This is a genomic window from Pseudomonas sp. AK-TSAG1-1, assembly GCF_056821665.1.
The window spans coordinates 3,080,126-3,100,578 of sequence record NZ_CM165965.1 but is presented as its reverse complement, the minus strand read 5'-3'; the positions used below and the strand labels follow the sequence as shown (position 1 = coordinate 3,100,578).

Genomic DNA, 20,453 nt, shown 5'->3' with positions numbered 1-20,453 from the left:
TGTTCACCCGCACAGGGTCTGACGGCAAACCCTGTGCTCAGGCACAAAGACAATCCGGCCACAGGTGGCCGAGACTCTCAGGGCGATCAACGTTAACCTGTGCATCGCAAAAAATCATAATAAAGAGAGAGCCGCTATGTCGCAGAGCGCCGCAGCTACCCAGACCATCGATGACGGTAAAAACGCCGTCTACAAACGCATCACCCTGCGTTTGATCCCCTTCATCTTCATCTGCTACCTGTTCAACTACCTCGACCGGGTCAACGTTGGATTTGCCAAACTGCAGATGCTCGACGCGCTGAAGTTCAGCGAAACCGTGTATGGCCTCGGTGCCGGTATCTTCTTCATCGGCTACGTGTTGTGCGGCGTACCGAGCAACCTGGCGCTGACCAAATTCGGCCCACGACGCTGGATCGCGCTGATGATGATCACCTGGGGCACGCTGTCGACTTGCCTGTTGTTCGTCACCACGCCGACCCAGTTCTACACCCTGCGCCTGTTTACCGGCGCGGCCGAAGCCGGGTTCTTCCCGGGCGTAGTGCTGTACCTCTCGCAGTGGTTCCCGACGTTCCGCCGTGGGCGGATCATGGCGCTGTTCATGTCGGCGATCCCAGTCTCGGGCCTGCTCGGCAGTCCGTTCTCCGGCTGGATCCTCAATCACTTCGCCGCCGGGCAAGGTGGTCTGGCCGGCTGGCAGTGGATGTTCCTGCTGCAAGGCATCCCGACCGTGATCCTCGGCGTGCTCGCGTACTTCCTGCTCAGCGACAGCTTCGCCAACGCCAAGTGGCTGACCGCACATGAGCGCTCCGTCCTTGAAGCTGATCAGGCTGAAGACCTGGCGAACAAACCAAAGACCACGTCCGACTCGCTGCTCGCGGTGTTCAAGAACCCGGCGATCTGGGCCTTCGGCTTGATCTACTTCTGCATCCAGAGCGGCGTGTACGCGATCAACTTCTGGCTGCCGTCGATCATCAAGAACCTTGGCTTCAGCGACAACCTGGTGATCGGTTGGCTGAGCGCGATTCCGTACTTGCTGGCGGCGGTGTTCATGTTGCTGGTCGGGCGTTCGGCGGATTTGCGCAAAGAACGCCGCTGGCACTTGGTGGTGCCGATGCTGATGGGCGCCATCGGCCTGGTCATCGCGGTGAACTTCGCCGCCAACCCGGCCATCGCCATCCTCGGCCTGACCCTTGCGACCATGGGCGCGTTGACCGGTCTGCCGATGTTCTGGCCGGTACCGACCGCCATGTTGAGCGCGGGTGCTGCTGCCGGTGGCCTGGCGTTGATCAATTCGATGGGGCAGATGGCGGGTTTCCTCAGCCCGTACCTGGTCGGCTGGGTCAAGGACAGCACCGGTTCGACCGATGCGGCGTTGTACCTGCTGGCGGGTGTGATCGTCGGCGGCAGCTTGCTGGCGTTGCGCATGACGCGCACGTTACGCGCGTAATAACGCTTTAAATCAAAAGATCGCAGCCTGCGGCAGCCCCTACAGAAAACACGTATTTCTATGTAGGAGCTTCCGCAAGCTGCGATCTTTTTGCTTTCAGGCAAAAGCGTGCAGCTCACTGATTGCAGCAGCTGGGCTTGCCAATCACGGAAAAATCCCGCAAAAGCGCAAAGATCTTTAAAGGATTTTTACCAATGAGCTCGATTCTCGATCTGGAGATCTTCGTCCGCGTGGCCGATTCCGGCAGTATCTCTGCCGCTGCCCGTGCCTTGGAACTGACGCCCGCCGCTGCCAGCATTGCGCTAAAGAGGCTGGAAACCCGGCTCGGTATCCGCCTGCTCGCCCGCTCGACTCGCAGCATGCGCCTGACCGAAGAAGGTCGGCGTTATCTCGACAGCGTGCGCATCGCCCTCGGTGCGCTGGCCGAAGGTGAACAAGCGCTCAAGCAACACGGCGAAGGCCTGAGCGGAGTGCTGCAACTCGCGGCGCCGTCGGACTTCGGGCGCAACGTGTTGCTGCCGTGGCTGGACGACTTCAAGCGCGAACATCCGAATATCCAGCTGCAGTTGCTGCTCAACGATCGCCAGGCCGACCTGTTTCGCGAAACCGTGGACGTCGCCCTGCGCTACGGCGTGCCCAGCGATTCGACGCTGGTGGCGTTGCCGATTCTGCCGGCGCATCGGCGGGTTGCCTGCGCCAGCCCCGACTATCTGTCCAGCCATGGCACACCGCAACATCCCGGCGAATTGAGCGAGCACAGCGCCCTGCTCTACCTGCGCAAGGGGCGGCCTTACAACACCTGGCGTTTTAGTCGCGAGGACGAAACGCTGGAAGTCGAAGTCCACGGCGACTACTTAAGCGATGACGGCGAAGTCGCACGGCGCTGGGCGCTGGCCGGGCATGGCATCGCCTACAAGGCCTGGCTGGACGTCGCCGAAGACGTGCACGCCGGGCGACTGGTGACGCTGTTCAATGACTGGCAAGGCGAGAGCGTGCCGTTCAACCTGCTGTGCCCGCATCGGGTGCAGGTGTCCGAGCGAGTCCGGGTACTGCAGACGTTTTTGCAGGCGCGTTGTGCGTTACTCAGCCGATAATTCACTTTGCCGCATCGGACGCTTCTGGTATTTGATTGGAGTTTTCCCACCGACAAAAGGATTTCGGCATGAGCTATCGCACACTGGGGCACTCGGGGTTGCAGGTGTCTACCCTCACCCTCGGCACGATGATGTTTGGCGAGCAGACCAGCGCAGAGGATTCGCTGCGCATCATCGACAAGGCCTGGGATCAAGGCATCAATTTCATCGACACTGCCGACGTTTATACCAATGGCCGCTCCGAAGAGATCGTCGGCGAGGCGATTGCTCGCCACCGGCATGATTGGGTGTTGGCGACCAAGGTCGGTTTCGGCCCGGTGGACGGTGTGCCGAACCGCAGCGGTTTGAGCCGCAAGCATATTTTCAACGGGCTGGAGGCCAGCCTGACGCGTCTCGGCACCGACTACCTCGACCTCTATTACCTGCACCGCGAAGACCACAACACCCCGCTGGAAGTCACCGTATCGGCGATTGGCGATCTGATTCGCCAGGGCAAGATCCGTTACTGGGGCCTGTCGAACTATCGTGGCTGGCGGATTGCCGAGGTGATTCGCATCGCGGACAAGCTCGGTGTCGACCGCCCGGTGATCAGCCAGCCGCTGTACAACATCGTCAACCGCCAGGCCGAGACCGAGCAGATCACCGCCGCGCAAACCTATGGCCTCGGTGTGGTGCCTTACAGCCCGCTGGCCCGTGGCGTACTCAGCGGCAAATACGCGCCGGACGTAACCCCGGACGCCAACAGCCGCGCCGGGCGTCAGGACAAACGCATTCTGGAAACCGAATGGCGCGTGGAATCGCTGCGCATTGCCCAACAGATTCAGCAATACACCCAAGGCCGCGGGGTTGGCATCGTCGAATTCGCGATTGCCTGGGTGCTGAACAACAGCGCGGTGACGTCGGCGATCGTCGGGCCACGCACCGAACAACAGTGGGACGCCTACACCAAGGCGCAGGCGGTGAAGATCACGGCTGAGGATGAGGCGTTCATCGACTCTCTGGTGACACCGGGGCATGCGTCGACACCGGGGTTCAATGATGTGAGCCATTTTGTGTCGGGCCGTCAACCGCGTCAGGCATAAAAGCTTCGCGAGCAAGCCCGCTCCCACAGGGGATTGAGGTTTGGGTCGGGATGGGTGCCTTGCCGCAGGCCCCATTGTGGGAGCGGGCTTGCTCGCGAAAGCGGTGGATCAGGCAGCACGATTGTTGAATAGGCGGACGCCTTCGCGATTCAGCCCGCTCCCACACGGGATTGCGGGCTGGATCGGGATGGGTGGCTCGCCGCAGACCCCATTGTGGGAGCGGGCTTGCTCGCGAAAGCGGTGGATCAGTCTCTGAAGATGTCAGGTTTGCTTCCCTCTCGCGAGCAGACCGAATCGTCGTAGCGTCGCTCCCACAGGATTTGTGCTTATCTTCAAGATGTGGGGAATATTGATCACTTGGCCAATATTCAACACAAAAACCACGTATCCTGCGCGCCCTGTTTGATCACCCACCCGCGAGGACAGTTTGTCTAAAGGTATCGCTTTATCGGTTTCAGCCTCGGTGCTGTTTGCCGTCATGTATTACTACACCTCGCTGCTCACCCCGTTGAGCGGCGTGGAAATCTTTGGCTGGCGAATGCTGCTGACCGTGCCGTGCATGACGGTGTTCATGCTGGTCTCCGGGGAATGGCGGCGGGTGCTGGAATTGCTGCGGCGTGTGGCCGGTTTTCCGAAGCTGATCGGTGGCCTGCTCGTTTCGGCAGCGTTGCTCGGCGTGCAGCTGTGGCTGTTCATGTGGGCGCCGCTCAACGGCTACAGCCTCGACGTGTCGCTGGGCTATTTCCTGCTGCCACTGGCGATGGTGCTGACCGGGCGCATCGTATACGGCGACAGCCTGTCGTATCTGCAAAAAATCGCGGTGTTCTTTGCAACCCTGGGCGTGGCGAACGAGCTGTATCAGGTCGGCGGTTTTTCCTGGGCGACGCTGGTGGTCGTGGTTGGCTACCCGCTGTACTTCGTGCTGCGCAAACGCCTGAAGACCGATCACCTCGGCGGCTTGTGGGTCGACATGACGCTGATGCTGCCGGTGGCGTACTGGTTTGTGCGCGGTGGCGAGCAAGGCTTTGGTGTGTTCGATCAGTATCCGGGCCTGCTGTGGCTGATTCCGCTGCTCGGTCTGATCAGCGCCTCGGCACTGGTGGTGTACATCATTGCGAGCCGCTTGCTGCCGTTCAGCCTGTTCGGCCTGCTCAGCTATGTAGAGCCGGTGTTGCTGCTCGGTGTGGCGCTGTTGCTGGGCGAAAGCATCAAGGCCGGCGAATGGCTGACCTACATTCCGATCTGGATGGCGGTGGTGGTGCTGGTGTTTGAAGGGTTCAAGCACCTGATGCGGCAACGCCGACCTTAAAACAGCACAAAACAACTGTGGGAGCGAGCCTGCTCGCGAAAGCGTCAACTCAGTCAACTTTGATGTTGAATGAAGGACCGCATTCGCGAGCAGGCTCGCTCCCACAATTTGTAGCAGTGTCGAAAATTACTCGGTGGTCAGTACACCACGACGCACCTGGTCACGCTCGATCGACTCGAACAGGGCCTTGAAGTTACCCTCGCCGAAACCGTCATCGCCCTTGCGCTGGATGAATTCGAAGAACACCGGACCCATCAGGGTTTCCGAGAAGATCTGCAGCAGCAGGCGCTTGTCGTCCGGGTTCGACGAGCCGTCGAGCAGGATGCCGCGCGATTGCAGTTGATCCACTGGCTCGCCGTGATTCGGCAGACGGCCTTCGAGCATTTCATAGTAGGTGTCCGGCGGCGCGGTCATGAAGCGCATGCCGATCTTCTTCAACTGATCCCAGGTCTTGATCAGGTCGTCGGTGAGGAACGCCACGTGCTGGATGCCTTCGCCGTTGAACTGCATCAGGAACTCTTCGATCTGTCCGGCGCCCTTGGACGATTCCTCGTTCAGCGGGATGCGGATCATGCCGTCCGGCGCGGTCATCGCTTTCGAGGTCAGGCCGGTGTATTCGCCCTTGATGTCGAAGTAGCGGATCTCGCGGAAGTTGAACAGCTTCTCGTAGAAGTTGGCCCAGTAGGCCATGCGCCCGCGGTAAACGTTGTGGGTCAGGTGGTCGATGATCTTCAGACCGGCTCCAACCGGGTTGCGGTCAACGCCTTCGATGAACACGAAATCGATGTCGTAGATCGAGCTGCCTTCGCCGAAACGGTCGATCAGGTAAAGCGGAGCGCCGCCAATGCCTTTGATCGCCGGCAGGTTCAACTCCATCGGCCCGGTTTCGATGTGGATGGGCTGGGCGCCAAGTTCCAGGGCGCGGTTGTAGGCTTTCTGCGAGTCCTTGACGCGGAACGCCATGCCGCACACCGACGGGCCATGTTCGGCCGCGAAGTACGATGCGACGCTGTTGGGTTCGTTGTTGAGGATCAGGTTGATCGCGCCCTGACGATACAGGTGCACGTTCTTGGAACGGTGGGTCGCGACCTTGGTGAAGCCCATGATCTCGAAGATCGGCTCCAGGGTGCCAGGAGTCGGCGATGCGAACTCGATGAACTCAAAGCCCATCAGGCCCATTGGGTTTTCGTATAAATCGGTCATGGTGACGCCTCATCATTCTTATCAATTAACCAGAGTTATTTGTCAGTAATGCTGAGACCGGCGGGAGGTGCGCAGGAGATGCCTCGCACACTGCGGGCGAGGAAGTCACCATAGATCAGTTGAAACCCGAATATCTTCATTGTCGACCCAAGGCTCTTGCGGGCGAGGCTTCTGCTGCCAGAAGACGATTATTATTGTATGCGTAACCCGATTCTACACAGCGTAAATAGGGTTGTCTGCCCTCTCTATAAAATCCGCCTTTTTGGCGCGGGCGCAAGGGGTTTGTTGCACAGGTAAATCCCCGCCAGTACCAAGCCGCCGCCCAGGCACAGGGTCAATGTCAGCTGTTCGCCGAGCAACAGCGCACCGAGCACCACCGCCGTCAACGGATTCAGCGCAATGAACACGCCGGAACGGGTCGCCCCGATTTTGCGGATGCCGTCGTAATAGCCGATGTAAGCCAGCGCCGAGCCGAGCACGCCGAGGTAGATCAGGCTCAGCCACTGTGGCGTGCCGAGGCTGATCAAGGCTGCCCCGCTCACTTCGCCGCGCATTACCGCCAGCCCCCATAGCATCACGGTGCCGATCAACACCGAGAACGTCACGGTCTGCAGCGGGCCGAGGGACCGGTTCAGACTTTGGGAGAACAGCGAGTAGACACCCCACCCCACTACGCAGCCGAGAATCAATAGATCGCCGATCCACGCGTCAGGTGTCGCCGCAAGCACTTGCGGATTGCGACTGACAATCACCAGACTGGCGCCGGCGATGCACAGCGCGATGCCAGCGACTTTCACCCGCCCCAGACGTTCTTTGAACAGCAACCATGAGGCGAGGCCGATCACTGCCGGATTCAAAGCAACAATCAACGAAGCACGCGAGGCGTTGATGTAGTGCAAGCCATAAAAGAAGCACAGGTTGTAGAAGAAAATTCCGAAGAACCCCAGCTGCGTCAGTTGCAGCCATTGCCGGGGCGTTGGCCGCGCCAGCGGGATTCGCGCGATCCACAGAAACCCCAGCAGCGCCGCACTGGCGAGCAGGAAACGCAGGCTGGCAGCGAACAGCGGGCTGAGGCTGCCTGCCAGAAAACGCCCGGCGACAAAGGTCCCGCCCCAAATCATGGTGACCGCTGCAAGGGTTAGATAAACCGGGCGGTCGGAGGCTGTTGTGTGGGTTTGCTCAACGTTACGCATGAGGCTCCAAACGAAGAAAGCTGAAGGATGGCGTATCATTCACCTCATTCCTTGTCATCGTAAAATGAGCAAACACTCATGACCCTCACTCAATTGGAGATTTTCTCGCTGGTCGCGCAACTGCGCGGTTTCACCCTCGCCGCCCATCGTCTGGGAATTTCGCAGTCGGCCGTGTCGCATGCGCTGAAGTCGCTGGAGCAGGAACTGGGCGTCGAACTGTTACGCCGGCATCAGTCGCAGGTCGAACTCACCGACATCGGCGAGCAATTGCTGCAGCGCGCGCGGGCCATGCTTGGCCTGGCCAACACCTTGCGCCAGGAAGCGGCCGATGCGCGCGGCATGAAAAGCGGCACGTTGCGCATCGGCTCGTTCGGCCCCACCTCGTCGATCAAGTTGCTCCCGCCGATTCTCCGCCACTATCGCCAAGCGCATCCGGGCATCGAAGTGCACATTGATGAAGGGCCGGATCGGCAGATTGTCCAGTGGCTGGAAGAACGGCGAATCGACATCGGTTTTGTGGTGCTGCCCGAGGAACGTTTCGATACCTTCGCCCTGGCCGCAGACCAGATGGTCGCACTGCTGCCGGTCAATCATCCATTGGCCGCGTCCCCCGCACTGAGCCTCAAGGACTTGTGCGCCGATCCGTTTGTGCTGACCGAGGCTGGCTCCTCGGAGCTGGTTTCACGCTTGTTCAATGCCGCGCGCCTGCAACCGAACATCCGCTATCGTTGCTCGCAACTGCTCAGCACGCTGGATGTCGTTGGGCGTGGCGAGGCGATCACTATCGTCGCCGAAGGCTCCTTACCGGACGTTGCAACGCAGCGCTGTGTAAAGAAGCCACTGTTGCCCGCCGTGCAGCGCCAGATCGGCCTTGCCGTCCTCGATCAGCGCCAGGCATCTCCGGCCACGCTGGCCTTTATCGAACTGGCGACACAGATCCATCAACCGTGAGCAGCACAAGCGTCAACGGCCATCTATCATCCCTTCTGACTCCGCTGATTTTCACAGGCGCGCCGTTGCCAGGCCTGCATTCGAGAGTTTCACCCTATCGCATCAGGATGCGCCCATGCCCTTGACCGTCAGACCCCGCCGCAAACGTAGCGTGCGCATCATTGTGACCTCGCTTTGTGGTCTGCTGCCCGTCCTGTTGGGCAGCGCGATTCTGTATATGCAGGCCCAGCGTACCTTGCAACAGAGCACGCAAAACACCGCCAACGAGGCGCTGCGTCAGTTCGAATTGATGCTCGACAACACCGCCCAGGCCGCCAGTGATCTACTGCCCTTGGCCGGCCAGCCCTGCGAGAGCGTAAAACTGGCATTACGCGAACAGGTGACCCGTCGACCCTTCGTGCGCTCGACCAATCTGGTGTGGGACAACAACCTTTATTGCAGCTCGTTGTTCGGTGAGTTCAAGGAAGCCGTGAACCCGGGCGACTACACCCAGGGCAAACTGTGGTTGATGAACGGCAACCCCGTCACCCCGAACACCGCGCTGTTGGTGTATCGGCTCAGCGAAGGTCGCGGCGGCGCACTGACCACGCTCGATGGCTACCACCTGAGCAACGTGCTGCGCCTGATTGGTCGGCAGACGCTGTTGTTGCTGCAGGTCGGCGACAATTGGCTGTCGGCCGATGGCAAGGTGCATCAGGGTGCGCTGCCAGCATTACCGGTGGCGCAGAGCATGCTGGCGTCTTCGCGCTACGCCTTCAGTGTCAGCGCCGGTTTCCCGCCAGGCGAGACCTGGCGCTACATGGCCGACGAGTACCCGCCGTTGTTCAGCCTGCTGATATTTTTCGGGGTGATTTCGGGCGCTATCGGCCATGTCCTGCAACGACGTTCCACCTCGCCCAGCCATGAAATGCTCCGTGCACTGGAGGCCGGCGAGTTCATCCCGTACTTCCAGCCGGTGGTGCATGGCGACAGCAAGAAGTGGTCCGGCGCTGAAGTGCTGATGCGCTGGAAGCACCCCAAGGAAGGTCTGGTGCGCCCGGACCTGTTCATCCCGTTCGCCGAACATTCGGGCCTGATCGTGCCCATGACCCGCGCCCTGATGCAGCAGACCGCCGCCCTGCTCGGCCCGCTGTCCCCGGACTTCGACAAGCCCTTCCACATCGGCATCAACATCACTGCCAGTCACTGTCAGGACCTGCAACTGGTCGACGACTGCCGCGAGTTTCTCGCTGCATTTGCGCCCGCCAGCGTCAGCCTGGTACTGGAGTTGACCGAGCGCGAACTGATCGAGCCAACCGACATTACGCACCAGTTGTTCGAGCAGTTGCATACGCTGGGTGTGATGATCGCCATTGACGACTTCGGTACCGGGCACTCGAGCCTGGGCTACCTGCGAACATTCAACGTCGACTTTCTCAAGATCGACCAAAGCTTCGTCGCGATGATCGGAATTGATGCGCTGTCACGGCATATTCTGGACACGATTATCGAACTTTCGGCCAAGCTCGATCTGGGTATTGTTGCCGAAGGTGTAGAAACTCAGGCACAGGCCGATTATCTGACTGCACACCACGTCAACTTCCTGCAGGGCTATCTGTTCGGGAAACCCATGCCCGGCGCTGACTTCATCGCTGCATTAAGTCACCATTAACTAAAATGAATTAACCCCGGGCGCTGCGAGCCGACGCACCAAATTGATACAAAACACCACTGTTGTTACATGACGACAACAACAGGATTTACTCTTGGCGCATTAACTACTACAATTTTTTCAGCCTGTGCAAGATTGGCAGGTGAGCCATTTATCACCGAGTCGCTTCAAGGCTCTTGGCTTATAGCTTTGTTTGCGGTTGGTATCAGCCAAACACACTATTGGAGTAAAGATATTGTCCAGACTCGCTGAATTTCGTGCAGCTGAAAAGGCCCTTCAGGAACAGCTCAAGCAGTTGGAATCGCTGAAGAACGATGCCGGGCTCAAGAAAGAAATCGAATTCGAAGAAAAGCTCCAGGGGCTGATGAAAACCTACGGCAAAGGCCTGAAAGACATCATCGCCATCCTCGATCCGAACCCGGGCAAATCCGGCCTGCAAGTGTCTGCCGCACCGAAAACCCGCCGCGCTCGCGTGGTCAAGGTCTATCAGAACCCGCACACCGGTGAACTGATCGAAACCAAGGGCGGCAACCACCGTGGCCTGAAAGCCTGGAAGGAACAGTACGGTGCAGCCACCGTTGATTCCTGGTTGCGCGGTTGATCTTGCGTCAACAAACAAGCCCTGCATTATGCAGGGCTTTTTTTTGGACAATATCTAACAAAAGCAACGATTTCCCTTGGGCTAGTTATGAGGCGGTTTTAACAGCCACAAGACGCGCGGCTAAACATTTTGCGCCGGGATGTTACCAGCGTAACCTGCGCTAACTTTGTGCTTAATGCCTTCGGGTATCTAAAGACCACCGGTCAGCGAACAGAGGCTTAAAGTTTCAAGCTGTTTCTCGCGGCGACTATTTCGTCGGCGCTGGCCTTATAAACCTCAGCCTGACCGGCGTAAGAAAGTACATAAGCCTTATCCGCTTCGACCGCAGCGACCAATGTTTGCGACAACACATGACGGCCGTTTTCGGTGATCGTGCAGGTGGTCTCCAGTGCATCGAGAGCGCCGAGTTTTGCCGGGTGCACCTTGTTGCAAACACTCTGATAACCGCCCTGGAAGAAGTCTTTCTGAATCGACTTGCGCATCTCCAGCAGAACGCCCGGCACATTGACCTGATGGCCAGCCTCGACCTGGGTCATGGTCAACTCCATCACCATGACCTGATTGCCGTCGGCGTCGTTTTTCACCGCACGCTGGCGGGACACTTGCGGCGGTGTGTCGGGCAATGCCTGGACCTCCCAACCGGCAGGCCAGGTGATACTCGGCTGATCCGCCAGTGCCGGAACGGCCAGCAGCGACGAGAAAAGGACAACGAACAGCGCTTTGAACGGTCGGATCATTACCAGAGGCACTCGCAGATTGAGCAGTAAAGTCTGAGGCCGGCCCGTTCACAGAGCAAGCCGCGCATTCGGTTTGGCGATGCCGGCCCGCATGCGTATCATTGCGCCCATTCACTCGCCCCATTGTTACGGAGGGCCTATGAGCCTGCACGAACTGAACACTTTCCCCGGCGTTACCGCCACCCCGGACAGCGCAACCCGCAACTTCGTCTTCAACCACACCATGCTGCGTGTGAAAGACATCACTCAGTCGTTGGACTTCTACACCCGCGTACTGGGTTTCTCACTGGTCGAGAAGCGTGACTTTCCGGAAGCCGAATTCAGCCTGTACTTCCTCGCTCTGGTCGACAAGGCGCAGATCCCGGCCGACGCCGCTGCCCGCACCGAGTGGATGAAGTCGATTCCCGGCATCCTCGAACTGACCCACAACCACGGCACCGAAAACGACGCCGAATTCGCCTACCACAACGGCAACACCGACCCGCGTGGTTTCGGCCACATCTGCATCTCGGTGCCGGACATCGTTGCTGCGTGTGCACGTTTTGAAGAGCTGGGTTGTGATTTCCAGAAGCGCCTGACTGACGGCCGCATGAAAAGCCTGGCGTTCATCAAGGACCCGGATGGCTACTGGGTTGAAATCATTCAGCCTGCGCCGCTGTAACTGACTACATCAATCTCCTGCAGGCTCACTCCTGCAATTGAATATGTGTCAGGCATAAAAAAACCCATGATCGCTCATGGGTTTTTTCGTTTCAGCGACTGGCGTTTACGCCGGAGCCGACGTGCGGATCAAGTGATCGAACGCGCTGAGGGAAGCCTTGGCGCCCTCGCCCACCGCAATCACGATCTGCTTGTACGGCACGGTGGTCACGTCACCGGCAGCAAAGATGCCCGGGATCGACGTCTCGCCACGGTTGTCGACGATGATTTCGCCGCGCGGCGACAGCTCGATGGTGCCTTTGAGCCAGTCGGTGTTGGGCAGCAGACCGATCTGCACGAAGATCCCCTCCAGCTCGACGGTGCGCAGTTCATCACTGTTGCGATCCTTGTAGCGCAGGCCGTTGACCTTCTCGCCGTTCCCGGTGACTTCAGTGGTTTGCGCACTGGTGATCACGGTGACGTTCGGCAGGCTGTGCAGTTTGCGTTGCAGTACCGCGTCGGCGCGCAGTTGCACGTCGAACTCCAGCAGCGTCACGTGCGCCACGATCCCGGCCAGGTCGATGGCCGCCTCAACGCCGGAGTTACCGCCGCCGATCACCGCCACGCGCTTGCCTTTGAACAGCGGGCCGTCGCAGTGCGGGCAGTACGCCACGCCTTTGTTGCGGTATTGCTGCTCACCTGGCACGTTCATTTCACGCCAGCGCGCACCGGTCGCCAGAATCACGCTCTTGGCTTTGAGGGTCGCGCCGCTGGCGAAGTGGACTTCGTGCAGCTCGCCGTTCTTGCCCGGGATGAGCTTATCGGCACGTTGCAGGTTCATGATGTCAACGTCGTATTGCTTGACGTGTTCTTCCAGCGCCGTGGCCAGTTTCGGGCCTTCGGTTTCCTGCACGGAAATGAAGTTCTCGATGGCCATGGTGTCCAGCACCTGACCACCGAAACGCTCAGCCGCGACACCGGTGCGAATGCCTTTACGCGCAGCATAGATCGCTGCCGAAGCACCGGCCGGGCCACCACCAACCACCAGCACATCAAACGCTTGCTTGGCACTGATTTTCTCGGCCTGACGCTCAATGGCGCCGGTGTCGAGTTTGGCGAGGATCTCTTCCAGGCCCATACGGCCCTGACCAAAGTTCTCCCCATTAAGGTAGATGCTCGGCACGGCCATGATCTTGCGATCGTTGACTTCGTCCTGGAACAGCGCGCCGTCGATAGCAACGTGACGGATGTTCGGGTTCAGCACAGCCATCAGGTTCAGCGCCTGGACCACATCCGGGCAGTTCTGGCACGACAGCGAGAAGTAGGTTTCGAAGGTGAATTCGCCTTTGAGCGACCGGATCTGCTCGATCACTTCGGCACTGGCTTTCGATGGGTGGCCGCCGACTTGCAGCAGGGCCAGCACCAGGGAAGTGAATTCGTGGCCCATCGGGATGCCGGCGAAACGCAGGCTGATGTCGGCCCCCGGGCGATTGATCGAGAACGATGGCTTGCGTGCATCATCACCGTTGTCGATCAAGGTAATCTGGCTCGAAAGACTGGCAACGTCTTTCAGCAGTTCCAGCATTTCACGGGATTTCGCACCGTCGTCGAGGGAGGCAACGATCTCGATCGGCTGGGTGACCCGTTCCAGGTACGATTTCAACTGGGCTTTAAGATTGGCGTCCAACATACGGGCGATTTCCTTTATTTGAGGCGAAAAAAAGCCCGAGCGAATCTCGCCCGGGCATTTTTATTGGGCGGTGCAGCGTACTTAAGAAGGTGCGGCGTACCGCCCTGAGTTGCGTGTCACAGACTTAGATCTTGCCGACCAGGTCCAGGGACGGTGCCAGAGTGGCCTCGCCTTCTTTCCACTTGGCTGGGCAAACTTCGCCTGGGTGAGCAGCAACGTACTGAGCAGCCTTGATCTTGCGCAGCAGTTCGGAAGCGTCACGGCCAACGCCGCCATCGTTCAGTTCAACGATTTTGATCTGGCCTTCAGGGTTGATCACGAAGGTGCCACGGTCAGCCAGACCGGCTTCTTCGATCAGCACGTCGAAGTTGCGGGAGATGACGTGGGTCGGGTCGCCGATCATGGTGTATTCGATTTTGCCGATGGCTGGCGAAGTGTTGTGCCAGGCAGCGTGGGCAAAGTGGGTGTCGGTCGAAACGCTGTAGATTTCCACGCCCAGTTTCTGGAACGCAGCGTAGTTGTCGGCCAGGTCTTCCAGTTCGGTTGGGCAAACGAAGGTGAAGTCGGCTGGGTAGAAAAACACTACGGACCATTTGCCTTTCAGGTCAGCGTCCGAGACTTGTACGAAGTCGCCGTTTTTGAACGCGGTAGCTTTGAACGGTTTTACTTGGCTGTTGATGATAGGCATTGATGACTCTCCGTCAGGGTTGTGAATTCGATGGGTGAATCCTACCCACTCACTCGACGGATGGCTCATTGGCAAACCTGATGCTGCTGATTTGTTTTCGCTATTAGCTGACTGTATTAATAGAAGAAAACGATATCTACGACGTAAGCGGTTTATCCGTAATCCGAGCCATCCCGTGAAAGGGGCTGGCTTCAACATAGCGCATGGCTGACTTCATATCCTTCCAGCCGACGTAACTCATCAACGACTTCAGATCCCAGCCGCTTTGATGCGCCCACGTGGCAAAGCCGCGGCGCAGGGAGTGGCTGGTGTAGCGTTCGGCTGAAATCCCGGCGCGCTCCAGCGCCTGGCGCAGCAATGGAATCACGCTGTTGGCGTGCAAGCCCTCCTCGCTCAAATGGCCCCAGCGGTCGATCCCGCGAAACACCGGGCCGCGCACCAACGCCGCTTCGGTGATCCAGTCAATATAAGCCTGCACCGGGCACAGCTTCAGCAGCGCCGGCGCCTGATAGGTCTGCCCGAGGTTTTCGCGATCGCCCTTGCTGCGCGGCAGATACAAGGTGATGCCGCTACCGGCGTGCGCCTGCACATGTTCGATCTGCAGCCGGCACAGCTCATCACTGCGAAAGCCGCGCCAGAAGCCGAGCAGAATCAGCGCCCGGTCGCGATAGGCCTTGAGCAGTTGCGGGCGATCCTGCTGCTGTCGGGCACTGCTGGCTTCCTGCTCCAGCCAATCGACCACGTGCTGCAGATCGTGCAGTTGCAGCGGCTCGGCCTGTTTCTCCTGCGCCGGATGCAGCGCGCGAATGCCTTTGAACACCTTGCGCACCACCGGCGCCTTGGTCGGATCGGCAAAGCCCTGGCTGTTATGCCATTGCGCCAGAGCCGACAGGCGCAGCTTCAGCGTATTGATCGACAGCACCCCGGCATGCTCGACCAGGTAACGCGCAACGCTGTCGGCCGTCGCCGGCAGGAAGCCACCCCACTTCACTTCAAAGTGCTCGATTGCCGAGCGATAGCTGCGGCGGGTGTTGTCACGGGTGGCGGCTTGCAAATAGCGATCGATATCGCTCATGGGCTGTGTTCTCGCAGACGTACTGATTCAGGGCGCAAAAAAGCCATTTAAGCACCTGACATTGGGTAATACCAGTATATCCCGCCTCTTTATAATCAATCATTTAACTTTATTTTCAGCGTGGTACACTGCGTACTTTGGTGGCATGTACCACAGTACGAAATGGTAGGAGTTCACATGGCCCGTGGCGGCGTAAATAAAGCGGTGGTTCAGATAGCGCGCACAGCGATTCTGGCCCGAGGCGAACACCCGAGCATCGATGCAGTACGCATCGAACTGGGCAATACCGGTTCGAAAACCACGATCCATCGCTATCTGAAAGAGCTGGACGACGGCAGTCAGCCGGTCGAAGCGTCCGCAGAACCGATCAATGACGAGCTGACGGCACTGGTCTCGCGCCTCGCCCAGCGCCTCAAAGAACAGGCACAAGAGCCCATCGAACAAGCCCGCGAGCAGTTCGAAGAACAGCGCGAAACGCTGGAAGCGCAATTGAAGCAAGTGCGCCAGGCACTCGAGCAACTGGAACAGCAGCACGATATTCAAGGCGCCGCGCTGGCCAGGGAATCCGAGGCGCTGAACGAAACCCGCTCGATGCTGCAGACCGAGCAAACGCGCAACGCCGGGCTGAACCAGGCACTGGCCGACTTCGAGTTGCGCTTGCAGGACAAGGACGAGCAGATCCGCTCGCTGGAAGAAAAACACCTGCACGCCCGCGATGCGCTGGAGCACTACCGCAACGCCACCAAAGAACAGCGCGAGCAGGAACAGGCTCGTCACGAAGGGCAGATCCAGCAGTTGCAGATGGAGCTGCGTCAGACGCAACAAAGTGCGCTGGTGCGTCAGGACGAGATCACCCAGTTGCACCGTGACAACGAACGCTTGCTTACCGAGAACCGTGGCACCCAGCGCGAACTGAGCCTGATGCAGGATCAGCTCAAGCACAGCAATCAGCGCCAGGATCAACTGCTCGAACAGGCCAACCGTGTCGACAGCGAACGCACCCTCCTCCAGGAACGCCTGCGCGTGGCCCTGCTGGAAAGTCAGACGCTGAAACAGAACGTCGACGAACAGCTGCTGCTCAATCAGTCACTGGAAAAAGAGCTGACCAAGACTCAGACGAGCCTCGAAGACAGCCTGCGTCTGGCGGCTACCGTTGCAGCAGCGCCAGACACGGCCAAACCGAAAGACGCTTAAGCGCCGACCGGTGTACGCATAGTGACGAACTCTTCGGCGGCCGTCGGGTGAACCCCGATCGTGTCGTCGAAGTCACGTTTGGTGGCGCCGGCCTTCAGCGCGATCGCCAGGCCTTGGACGATCTCACCCGCATCAGGGCCGACCATGTGGCAGCCCAGCACTTTGTCGGTCTTGGCATCCACCACCAGCTTCATCAGGGTTTTCTCCTGACATTCGGTCAGGGTCAACTTCATCGGACGGAAGCGGCTCTCGAAAATCACTACTTCGTGACCCGCGTCCCGCGCCTCTTCTTCGGTCAGGCCGACAGTGCCGATGTTGGGCAGGCTGAACACCGCCGTCGGGATCATCTTGTAATCCACCGGACGGTATTGCTCAGGCTTGAACAGTCGCCGCGCCACCGCCATGCCTTCGGCCAGTGCCACCGGCGTCAGTTGCACGCGACCGATCACATCGCCCAGCGCGAGAATCGACGGCTCGCCTGTCTGGTATTGCTCGTCGACCTTGATGAAGCCCTTGTCGGTGAGCTGCACATCAGTATTTTCCAGGCCCAGGTTGTCCAGCATCGGACGACGACCCGTGGCGTAGAACACGCAATCGGCTTCCAGCACGCGACCATCCTTGAGGGTCGCTTTCAAGCTGCCGTCAGATTGTTTGTCGATGCGCGCGATGTCGGCATTGAATTGCAGATCCATGCCGCGCTTGGTCAGCTCTTCCTGCAGGTGCTTGCGCACTGAGCCATCGAAACCGCGCAGGAACAGATCACCGCGATACAGCAGCGTGGTATTCGCGCCCAGACCGTGGAAGATCCCGGCGAACTCGACCGCGATGTAACCGCCACCGACCACCAGCACACGTTTCGGCAGCTCTTTGAGGAAGAACGCCTGATTGGAGCTGATCGCGTGTTCGTGCCCCGGAATCTCCGGGATCTGCGGCCAGCCGCCAGTGGCGATCAGGATGTTTTTCGCGGTGAAGCGCTCACCATTGACCTCGACCTCGTGCGGGCCGACGATCTTCGCGTGCGCCTCGTGCAGGGTCACGCCGCTGTTGACCAGCAGATTGCGATAAATGCCGTTGAGGCGATTGATCTCGCGATCCTTGTTGACGATCAATGTCGCCCAATCGAAATTCGCTTCGCCAAGACTCCACCCGAAACCGGAAGCCTGCTCGAAGTCTTCGGCGAAATGCGCGCCGTACACCAACAACTTTTTCGGCACGCAACCGACGTTGACGCAAGTGCCGCCAAGATAGCGGCTCTCGGCCACCGCCACTTTTGCGCCGAAACCGGCGGCAAAACGCGCTGCGCGTACACCGCCGGAACCGGCACCAATCACATAAAGGTCAAAATCGTAGGCCATTTCTATCTCCTCGGCAGGCCATCAGCATACCCGCAGCGCTCCATTGGGCAAGCGCTGTGCGCAGCTTTTCACCTTGGGCGGCCAAGTCGGACAACCTCTCCAAATAATAATATTTCTCGTTTGTTACTAAATCGCCGGGCTGCACCTCGTCTCTGAACCAACGGATTTTTTCTCTCGAAGACAAGGAGTCGGCTGCGATGTTCGCGCCCATCACCCGTTCCATGACCCTCACTTTCGGCCTGTGCAGTGCCGCGTTGAGTCCCGATCTGCTGGCTGACGCTGCCCCGGAAACACCGGCGCAATCCGCCGCCCAGGCACTGGAGCTGGCAGCCACCAGCGTCAGCGCCGAGGGCCTGGGCATCAACACCGAAAACACTCACGCCTACACCACCGGCGCGATGAGCACCGCAACGCGGATGAACCTGTCGATCAAGGAAACCCCGCAATCGGTGTCGGTGGTCACGCGTCAGCAGATGGACGATTTCAAACTCGGTACATTGTCCGAGGCCATGAGCCAGACCACCGGCATCGTCGTGCAGCACAACGACTCGGATCGGGTCAGCTACTCGGCGCGCGGTTACTCGATCGACAATTTCCAGATCGACGGGATGCTGAACACCTTCAGCTACATGAAGTCCGACGCCGACACCATCATCTACGACCGGATTGAAGTGGTGCGCGGTGCAACCGGACTCACCACCGGCGCCGGCGATCCCTCGGCGACCATCAACATGGTGCGCAAACGTCCTACCGCCCAACTGCAAGCGCTGGCAGGCGTCAGCGGCGGCAGCTATGACGACTACTACAGCTACGTCGATGTCGGCGGTCCACTGGCGTTCGATGGTCGCTTGCGCGGGCGCACGGTACTGGCCTATCGCGACAGCCAGTCGTTCCGCGACAAGTACGCGCTGCAACGTGAAGTCGGCTACGGCATCCTCGAAGCCGACCTGACCGACTCCACCGTATTGGCAGTCGGTTATGACTATCAGGACAAACAGGTTCAGGGCACCTCGTGGGGCACCGTGCCCTACTGGAATGCCGAGGGCGGCAAGGCCGGGCTGGGGCGCTCGACCAACATGGCCACCTCCTGGAGTTCCTGGCCGCTGCGCGACAAGACCGCGTTCGCCAACCTCGACCAGCAACTGGCCGGCGGCTGGCACTTGAAAGCCGCCTACACCCATCGTAAAAGCGACACCGACGGCAAGATCTACTACGGCGGTGGCGGCTTCCCCGAAGCCGACCGCAGCGGCATGTCCGCCAACACCAGCCACATGGCCGGCAACCAAACCATGAAGGCGTATGACTTCAACGTCTCCGGCCCCTACTCGCTGCTCGGACGCGAGCACGAAATGATGTTCGGCTACGGCGAAGCCGAACGCCGCTCCGATGACCCGTACACCATCGCCGGTGCGCTGCCGGCCGGTTACGACACCATCCGTGACTGGAAGTACATGGGCGACATCGGCAAATTCCCGGACACCGTGACCGGACTGAGCGGCTTCAAGGATTACACCCGGCAAAAGGCCGGTTACCTGGCAACGCGCCTGAGCTTCACCGATGAACTGCATGCGGTGCTCGGCAGTCGTTACGGCAGTTGGAAGACAGCCAGCACCACCAACGCCTACGACGATAGCCTGCACCTGAGCGGCGTCGACAAAAGCAGCCAGCAACACAACGACATGTGGACGCCTTACGCCGGTCTGCTGTACGACCTGACGCCGGAATACACCGCCTACGTCAGCTATACCGACATTTTCAAACCACAGACCAAACGCGACGCCAATCGCAAATACATCGAGCCAGTGGTCGGCAGCAACTACGAGGTGGGCCTCAAGGGCAGCCTGCTCGATGAGCGCCTGAACCTGTCCACGGCGTTGTTCTGGAGCAAGCAGGACAACGTCGCCGAACTGGACGATTCAGTGGTGCCGGACCCGGTGACCGGCGAGCAGTTCTACAAGTCCGGCGGCAAGGGCAACAAGGTCAATGGCTTTGAAGCAGAGGTCTCCGGGGAGGTTCTCGACGGCTGGAACATGACCGCCGGCTACACCTACACCCACTCGGTCAACGGCGAAAAACAGCGCACCAACACCAATGAGCCGCTGAACATGTTGCGCCTGTCCACGGCCTATCGCCTGCCGGGCAACTGGCACGCTCTGACCGTAGGGGGCGCCGTGAACTGGCAGAGCGATGTCTATGGTGCATCCAACCGTCCGGTCGGTCGTGGTGCCAATGGCCGGCTCATCACCGAACGCGCGCAAATCAGTCAGGGCGCCTACACCGTGGTCAAGCTGATGTCGCGTTATGAGTTCGACAGGCACCTGTCGGCATCGCTCAACGTCGATAACCTGTTCGACAAGAAGTATTACGACAACGTCGGCTTCTACAACGGCGTGTACTGGGGCGACCCGCGCACGGTGACCCTGAGCCTGGACTGGAAGCTCTGATCCAGCGCATCGCGCCATTACAGGGCAATCCCTGGCGAGGTGTTAACCCCGAGTTAATTCACGCTGGGGACACTGTGCCCCGAGATCTGCTTCATGGACG

At 59.4% G+C, this 20,453-nt stretch carries 17 protein-coding genes; 10 read left to right on the top strand and 7 right to left on the bottom strand.

Going from position 1 to position 20,453, the window contains the following annotated elements; genetic code table 11:
* The first annotated feature begins 136 nt into the window (after window positions 1-136).
* The 4 genes from AC1UK9_RS13785 to rarD all read left to right on the top strand — a co-directional run bounded on the left by AC1UK9_RS13785 (window position 137) and on the right by rarD (window position 4,932).
* Entirely contained in the window at window positions 137-1,447 is a 1,311-nt protein-coding gene (locus AC1UK9_RS13785) for an MFS transporter (protein WP_025109942.1), read from the top strand.
* 194 nt (window positions 1,448-1,641) lie between these two features.
* Window positions 1,642-2,541 carry a LysR family transcriptional regulator gene (locus tag AC1UK9_RS13780; protein ID WP_473015681.1) on the top strand — a complete coding sequence of 300 codons (900 nt, stop codon included), beginning with the start codon at window positions 1,642-1,644 and terminating at the stop codon, window positions 2,539-2,541.
* Window positions 2,542-2,609: 68 nt separating this feature from the next.
* On the top strand, window positions 2,610-3,623 hold the full coding sequence (locus AC1UK9_RS13775) for an aldo/keto reductase (protein ID WP_025109944.1): 1,014 nt from the start codon (window positions 2,610-2,612) through the stop codon (window positions 3,621-3,623).
* A gap of 427 nt (window positions 3,624-4,050) precedes the next feature.
* Window positions 4,051-4,932: an EamA family transporter RarD gene (gene rarD / locus AC1UK9_RS13770; RefSeq protein WP_025109945.1), complete on the top strand. Its 882-nt coding sequence runs from the start codon at window positions 4,051-4,053 to the stop codon at window positions 4,930-4,932.
* Window positions 4,933-5,058: 126 nt separating this feature from the next.
* On the opposite strand, the gene hppD is transcribed toward rarD, so the two are convergent.
* Window positions 5,059-6,135 (bottom strand): 4-hydroxyphenylpyruvate dioxygenase, encoded by a 1,077-nt coding sequence (gene hppD, locus AC1UK9_RS13765; protein ID WP_025109946.1) that lies wholly within the window; start codon window positions 6,133-6,135, stop codon window positions 5,059-5,061.
* Between the two features lie 245 nt (window positions 6,136-6,380).
* Window positions 6,381-7,328 carry a DMT family transporter gene (locus tag AC1UK9_RS13760; protein WP_482580425.1) on the bottom strand — a complete coding sequence of 316 codons (948 nt, stop codon included), beginning with the start codon at window positions 7,326-7,328 and terminating at the stop codon, window positions 6,381-6,383.
* Window positions 7,329-7,406: 78 nt separating this feature from the next.
* On the opposite strand from AC1UK9_RS13760, the gene AC1UK9_RS13755 reads away from it, so the two are divergent.
* From AC1UK9_RS13755 to AC1UK9_RS13745, 3 genes are all read left to right on the top strand, one after another.
* The gene (locus AC1UK9_RS13755; protein ID WP_482580423.1) at window positions 7,407-8,279 is read left to right on the top strand and encodes a LysR family transcriptional regulator; all 873 of its coding nucleotides are present in this window, start codon (window positions 7,407-7,409) and stop codon (window positions 8,277-8,279) included.
* A 115-nt stretch (window positions 8,280-8,394) separates the two neighbouring features.
* The gene (locus AC1UK9_RS13750; RefSeq protein ID WP_482580422.1) at window positions 8,395-9,930 is read left to right on the top strand and encodes an EAL domain-containing protein; all 1,536 of its coding nucleotides are present in this window, start codon (window positions 8,395-8,397) and stop codon (window positions 9,928-9,930) included.
* 235 nt (window positions 9,931-10,165) lie between these two features.
* Window positions 10,166-10,531 (top strand): histone-like nucleoid-structuring protein, MvaT/MvaU family, encoded by a 366-nt coding sequence (locus AC1UK9_RS13745; protein WP_025109950.1) that lies wholly within the window; start codon window positions 10,166-10,168, stop codon window positions 10,529-10,531.
* A gap of 218 nt (window positions 10,532-10,749) precedes the next feature.
* Here AC1UK9_RS13745 and AC1UK9_RS13740 read toward each other — a convergent pair whose 3' ends face one another.
* Window positions 10,750-11,268 carry a DUF4946 domain-containing protein gene (locus AC1UK9_RS13740; RefSeq protein ID WP_025109951.1) on the bottom strand — a complete coding sequence of 173 codons (519 nt, stop codon included), beginning with the start codon at window positions 11,266-11,268 and terminating at the stop codon, window positions 10,750-10,752.
* A gap of 139 nt (window positions 11,269-11,407) precedes the next feature.
* On the opposite strand from AC1UK9_RS13740, the gene gloA reads away from it, so the two are divergent.
* The gene (gene gloA, locus AC1UK9_RS13735; RefSeq protein WP_025109952.1) at window positions 11,408-11,929 is read left to right on the top strand and encodes a lactoylglutathione lyase; all 522 of its coding nucleotides are present in this window, start codon (window positions 11,408-11,410) and stop codon (window positions 11,927-11,929) included.
* 105 nt (window positions 11,930-12,034) lie between these two features.
* Here the strand turns inward: gloA and ahpF are convergent, their stop codons facing one another.
* The 3 genes from ahpF to AC1UK9_RS13720 form a co-directional block, all read right to left on the bottom strand.
* On the bottom strand, window positions 12,035-13,597 hold the full coding sequence (gene ahpF / locus AC1UK9_RS13730; RefSeq protein WP_025109953.1) for an alkyl hydroperoxide reductase subunit F: 1,563 nt from the start codon (window positions 13,595-13,597) through the stop codon (window positions 12,035-12,037).
* 124 nt (window positions 13,598-13,721) lie between these two features.
* A complete protein-coding gene (gene ahpC, locus AC1UK9_RS13725; protein ID WP_003224621.1) occupies window positions 13,722-14,285 on the bottom strand; it encodes an alkyl hydroperoxide reductase subunit C in 564 nt (187 codons plus the stop codon).
* A gap of 136 nt (window positions 14,286-14,421) precedes the next feature.
* Complete coding sequence (locus AC1UK9_RS13720; protein WP_025109954.1) at window positions 14,422-15,360, bottom strand: site-specific integrase; 939 nt, start codon at window positions 15,358-15,360, stop codon at window positions 14,422-14,424.
* 177 nt (window positions 15,361-15,537) lie between these two features.
* On the opposite strand from AC1UK9_RS13720, the gene AC1UK9_RS13715 reads away from it, so the two are divergent.
* On the top strand, window positions 15,538-16,554 hold the full coding sequence (locus AC1UK9_RS13715) for a DNA-binding protein (RefSeq protein ID WP_482580421.1): 1,017 nt from the start codon (window positions 15,538-15,540) through the stop codon (window positions 16,552-16,554).
* On the opposite strand, the gene gorA is transcribed toward AC1UK9_RS13715, so the two are convergent.
* A complete protein-coding gene (gene gorA, locus AC1UK9_RS13710; protein ID WP_482580420.1) occupies window positions 16,551-17,909 on the bottom strand; it encodes a glutathione-disulfide reductase in 1,359 nt (452 codons plus the stop codon). The genes AC1UK9_RS13715 and gorA overlap by 4 nt on opposite strands.
* A 197-nt stretch (window positions 17,910-18,106) precedes the next feature.
* Here gorA and AC1UK9_RS13705 point away from each other — a divergent pair, with 197 nt between their 5' ends.
* The gene (locus tag AC1UK9_RS13705) at window positions 18,107-20,353 is read left to right on the top strand and encodes a TonB-dependent siderophore receptor (protein ID WP_482580419.1); all 2,247 of its coding nucleotides are present in this window, start codon (window positions 18,107-18,109) and stop codon (window positions 20,351-20,353) included.
* The last annotated feature ends 100 nt before the right edge of the window (window positions 20,354-20,453 follow it).

Excerpts from the sequence above, each read along its gene's own strand:
- AC1UK9_RS13785 (WP_025109942.1), top strand. The coding sequence starts at position 137 with ATGTCGCAGAGCGCCGCAGCTACCCAGACCATCGATGACGGTAAAAAC.
- AC1UK9_RS13780 (WP_473015681.1), top strand. The coding sequence starts at position 1,642 with ATGAGCTCGATTCTCGATCTGGAGATCTTCGTCCGCGTGGCCGATTCC.
- AC1UK9_RS13775 (WP_025109944.1), top strand. The coding sequence starts at position 2,610 with ATGAGCTATCGCACACTGGGGCACTCGGGGTTGCAGGTGTCTACCCTC.
- hppD (WP_025109946.1), bottom strand. The coding sequence starts at position 6,135 with ATGACCGATTTATACGAAAACCCAATGGGCCTGATGGGCTTTGAGTTC.
- AC1UK9_RS13760 (WP_482580425.1), bottom strand. The coding sequence starts at position 7,328 with ATGCGTAACGTTGAGCAAACCCACACAACAGCCTCCGACCGCCCGGTT.
- AC1UK9_RS13755 (WP_482580423.1), top strand. The coding sequence starts at position 7,407 with ATGACCCTCACTCAATTGGAGATTTTCTCGCTGGTCGCGCAACTGCGC.
- AC1UK9_RS13750 (WP_482580422.1), top strand. The coding sequence starts at position 8,395 with ATGCCCTTGACCGTCAGACCCCGCCGCAAACGTAGCGTGCGCATCATT.
- AC1UK9_RS13740 (WP_025109951.1), bottom strand. The coding sequence starts at position 11,268 with ATGATCCGACCGTTCAAAGCGCTGTTCGTTGTCCTTTTCTCGTCGCTG.
- gloA (WP_025109952.1), top strand. The coding sequence starts at position 11,408 with ATGAGCCTGCACGAACTGAACACTTTCCCCGGCGTTACCGCCACCCCG.
- ahpF (WP_025109953.1), bottom strand. The coding sequence starts at position 13,597 with ATGTTGGACGCCAATCTTAAAGCCCAGTTGAAATCGTACCTGGAACGG.
- ahpC (WP_003224621.1), bottom strand. The coding sequence starts at position 14,285 with ATGCCTATCATCAACAGCCAAGTAAAACCGTTCAAAGCTACCGCGTTC.
- AC1UK9_RS13720 (WP_025109954.1), bottom strand. The coding sequence starts at position 15,360 with ATGAGCGATATCGATCGCTATTTGCAAGCCGCCACCCGTGACAACACC.
- AC1UK9_RS13715 (WP_482580421.1), top strand. The coding sequence starts at position 15,538 with ATGGCCCGTGGCGGCGTAAATAAAGCGGTGGTTCAGATAGCGCGCACA.
- gorA (WP_482580420.1), bottom strand. The coding sequence starts at position 17,909 with ATGGCCTACGATTTTGACCTTTATGTGATTGGTGCCGGTTCCGGCGGT.
- AC1UK9_RS13705 (WP_482580419.1), top strand. The coding sequence starts at position 18,107 with ATGTTCGCGCCCATCACCCGTTCCATGACCCTCACTTTCGGCCTGTGC.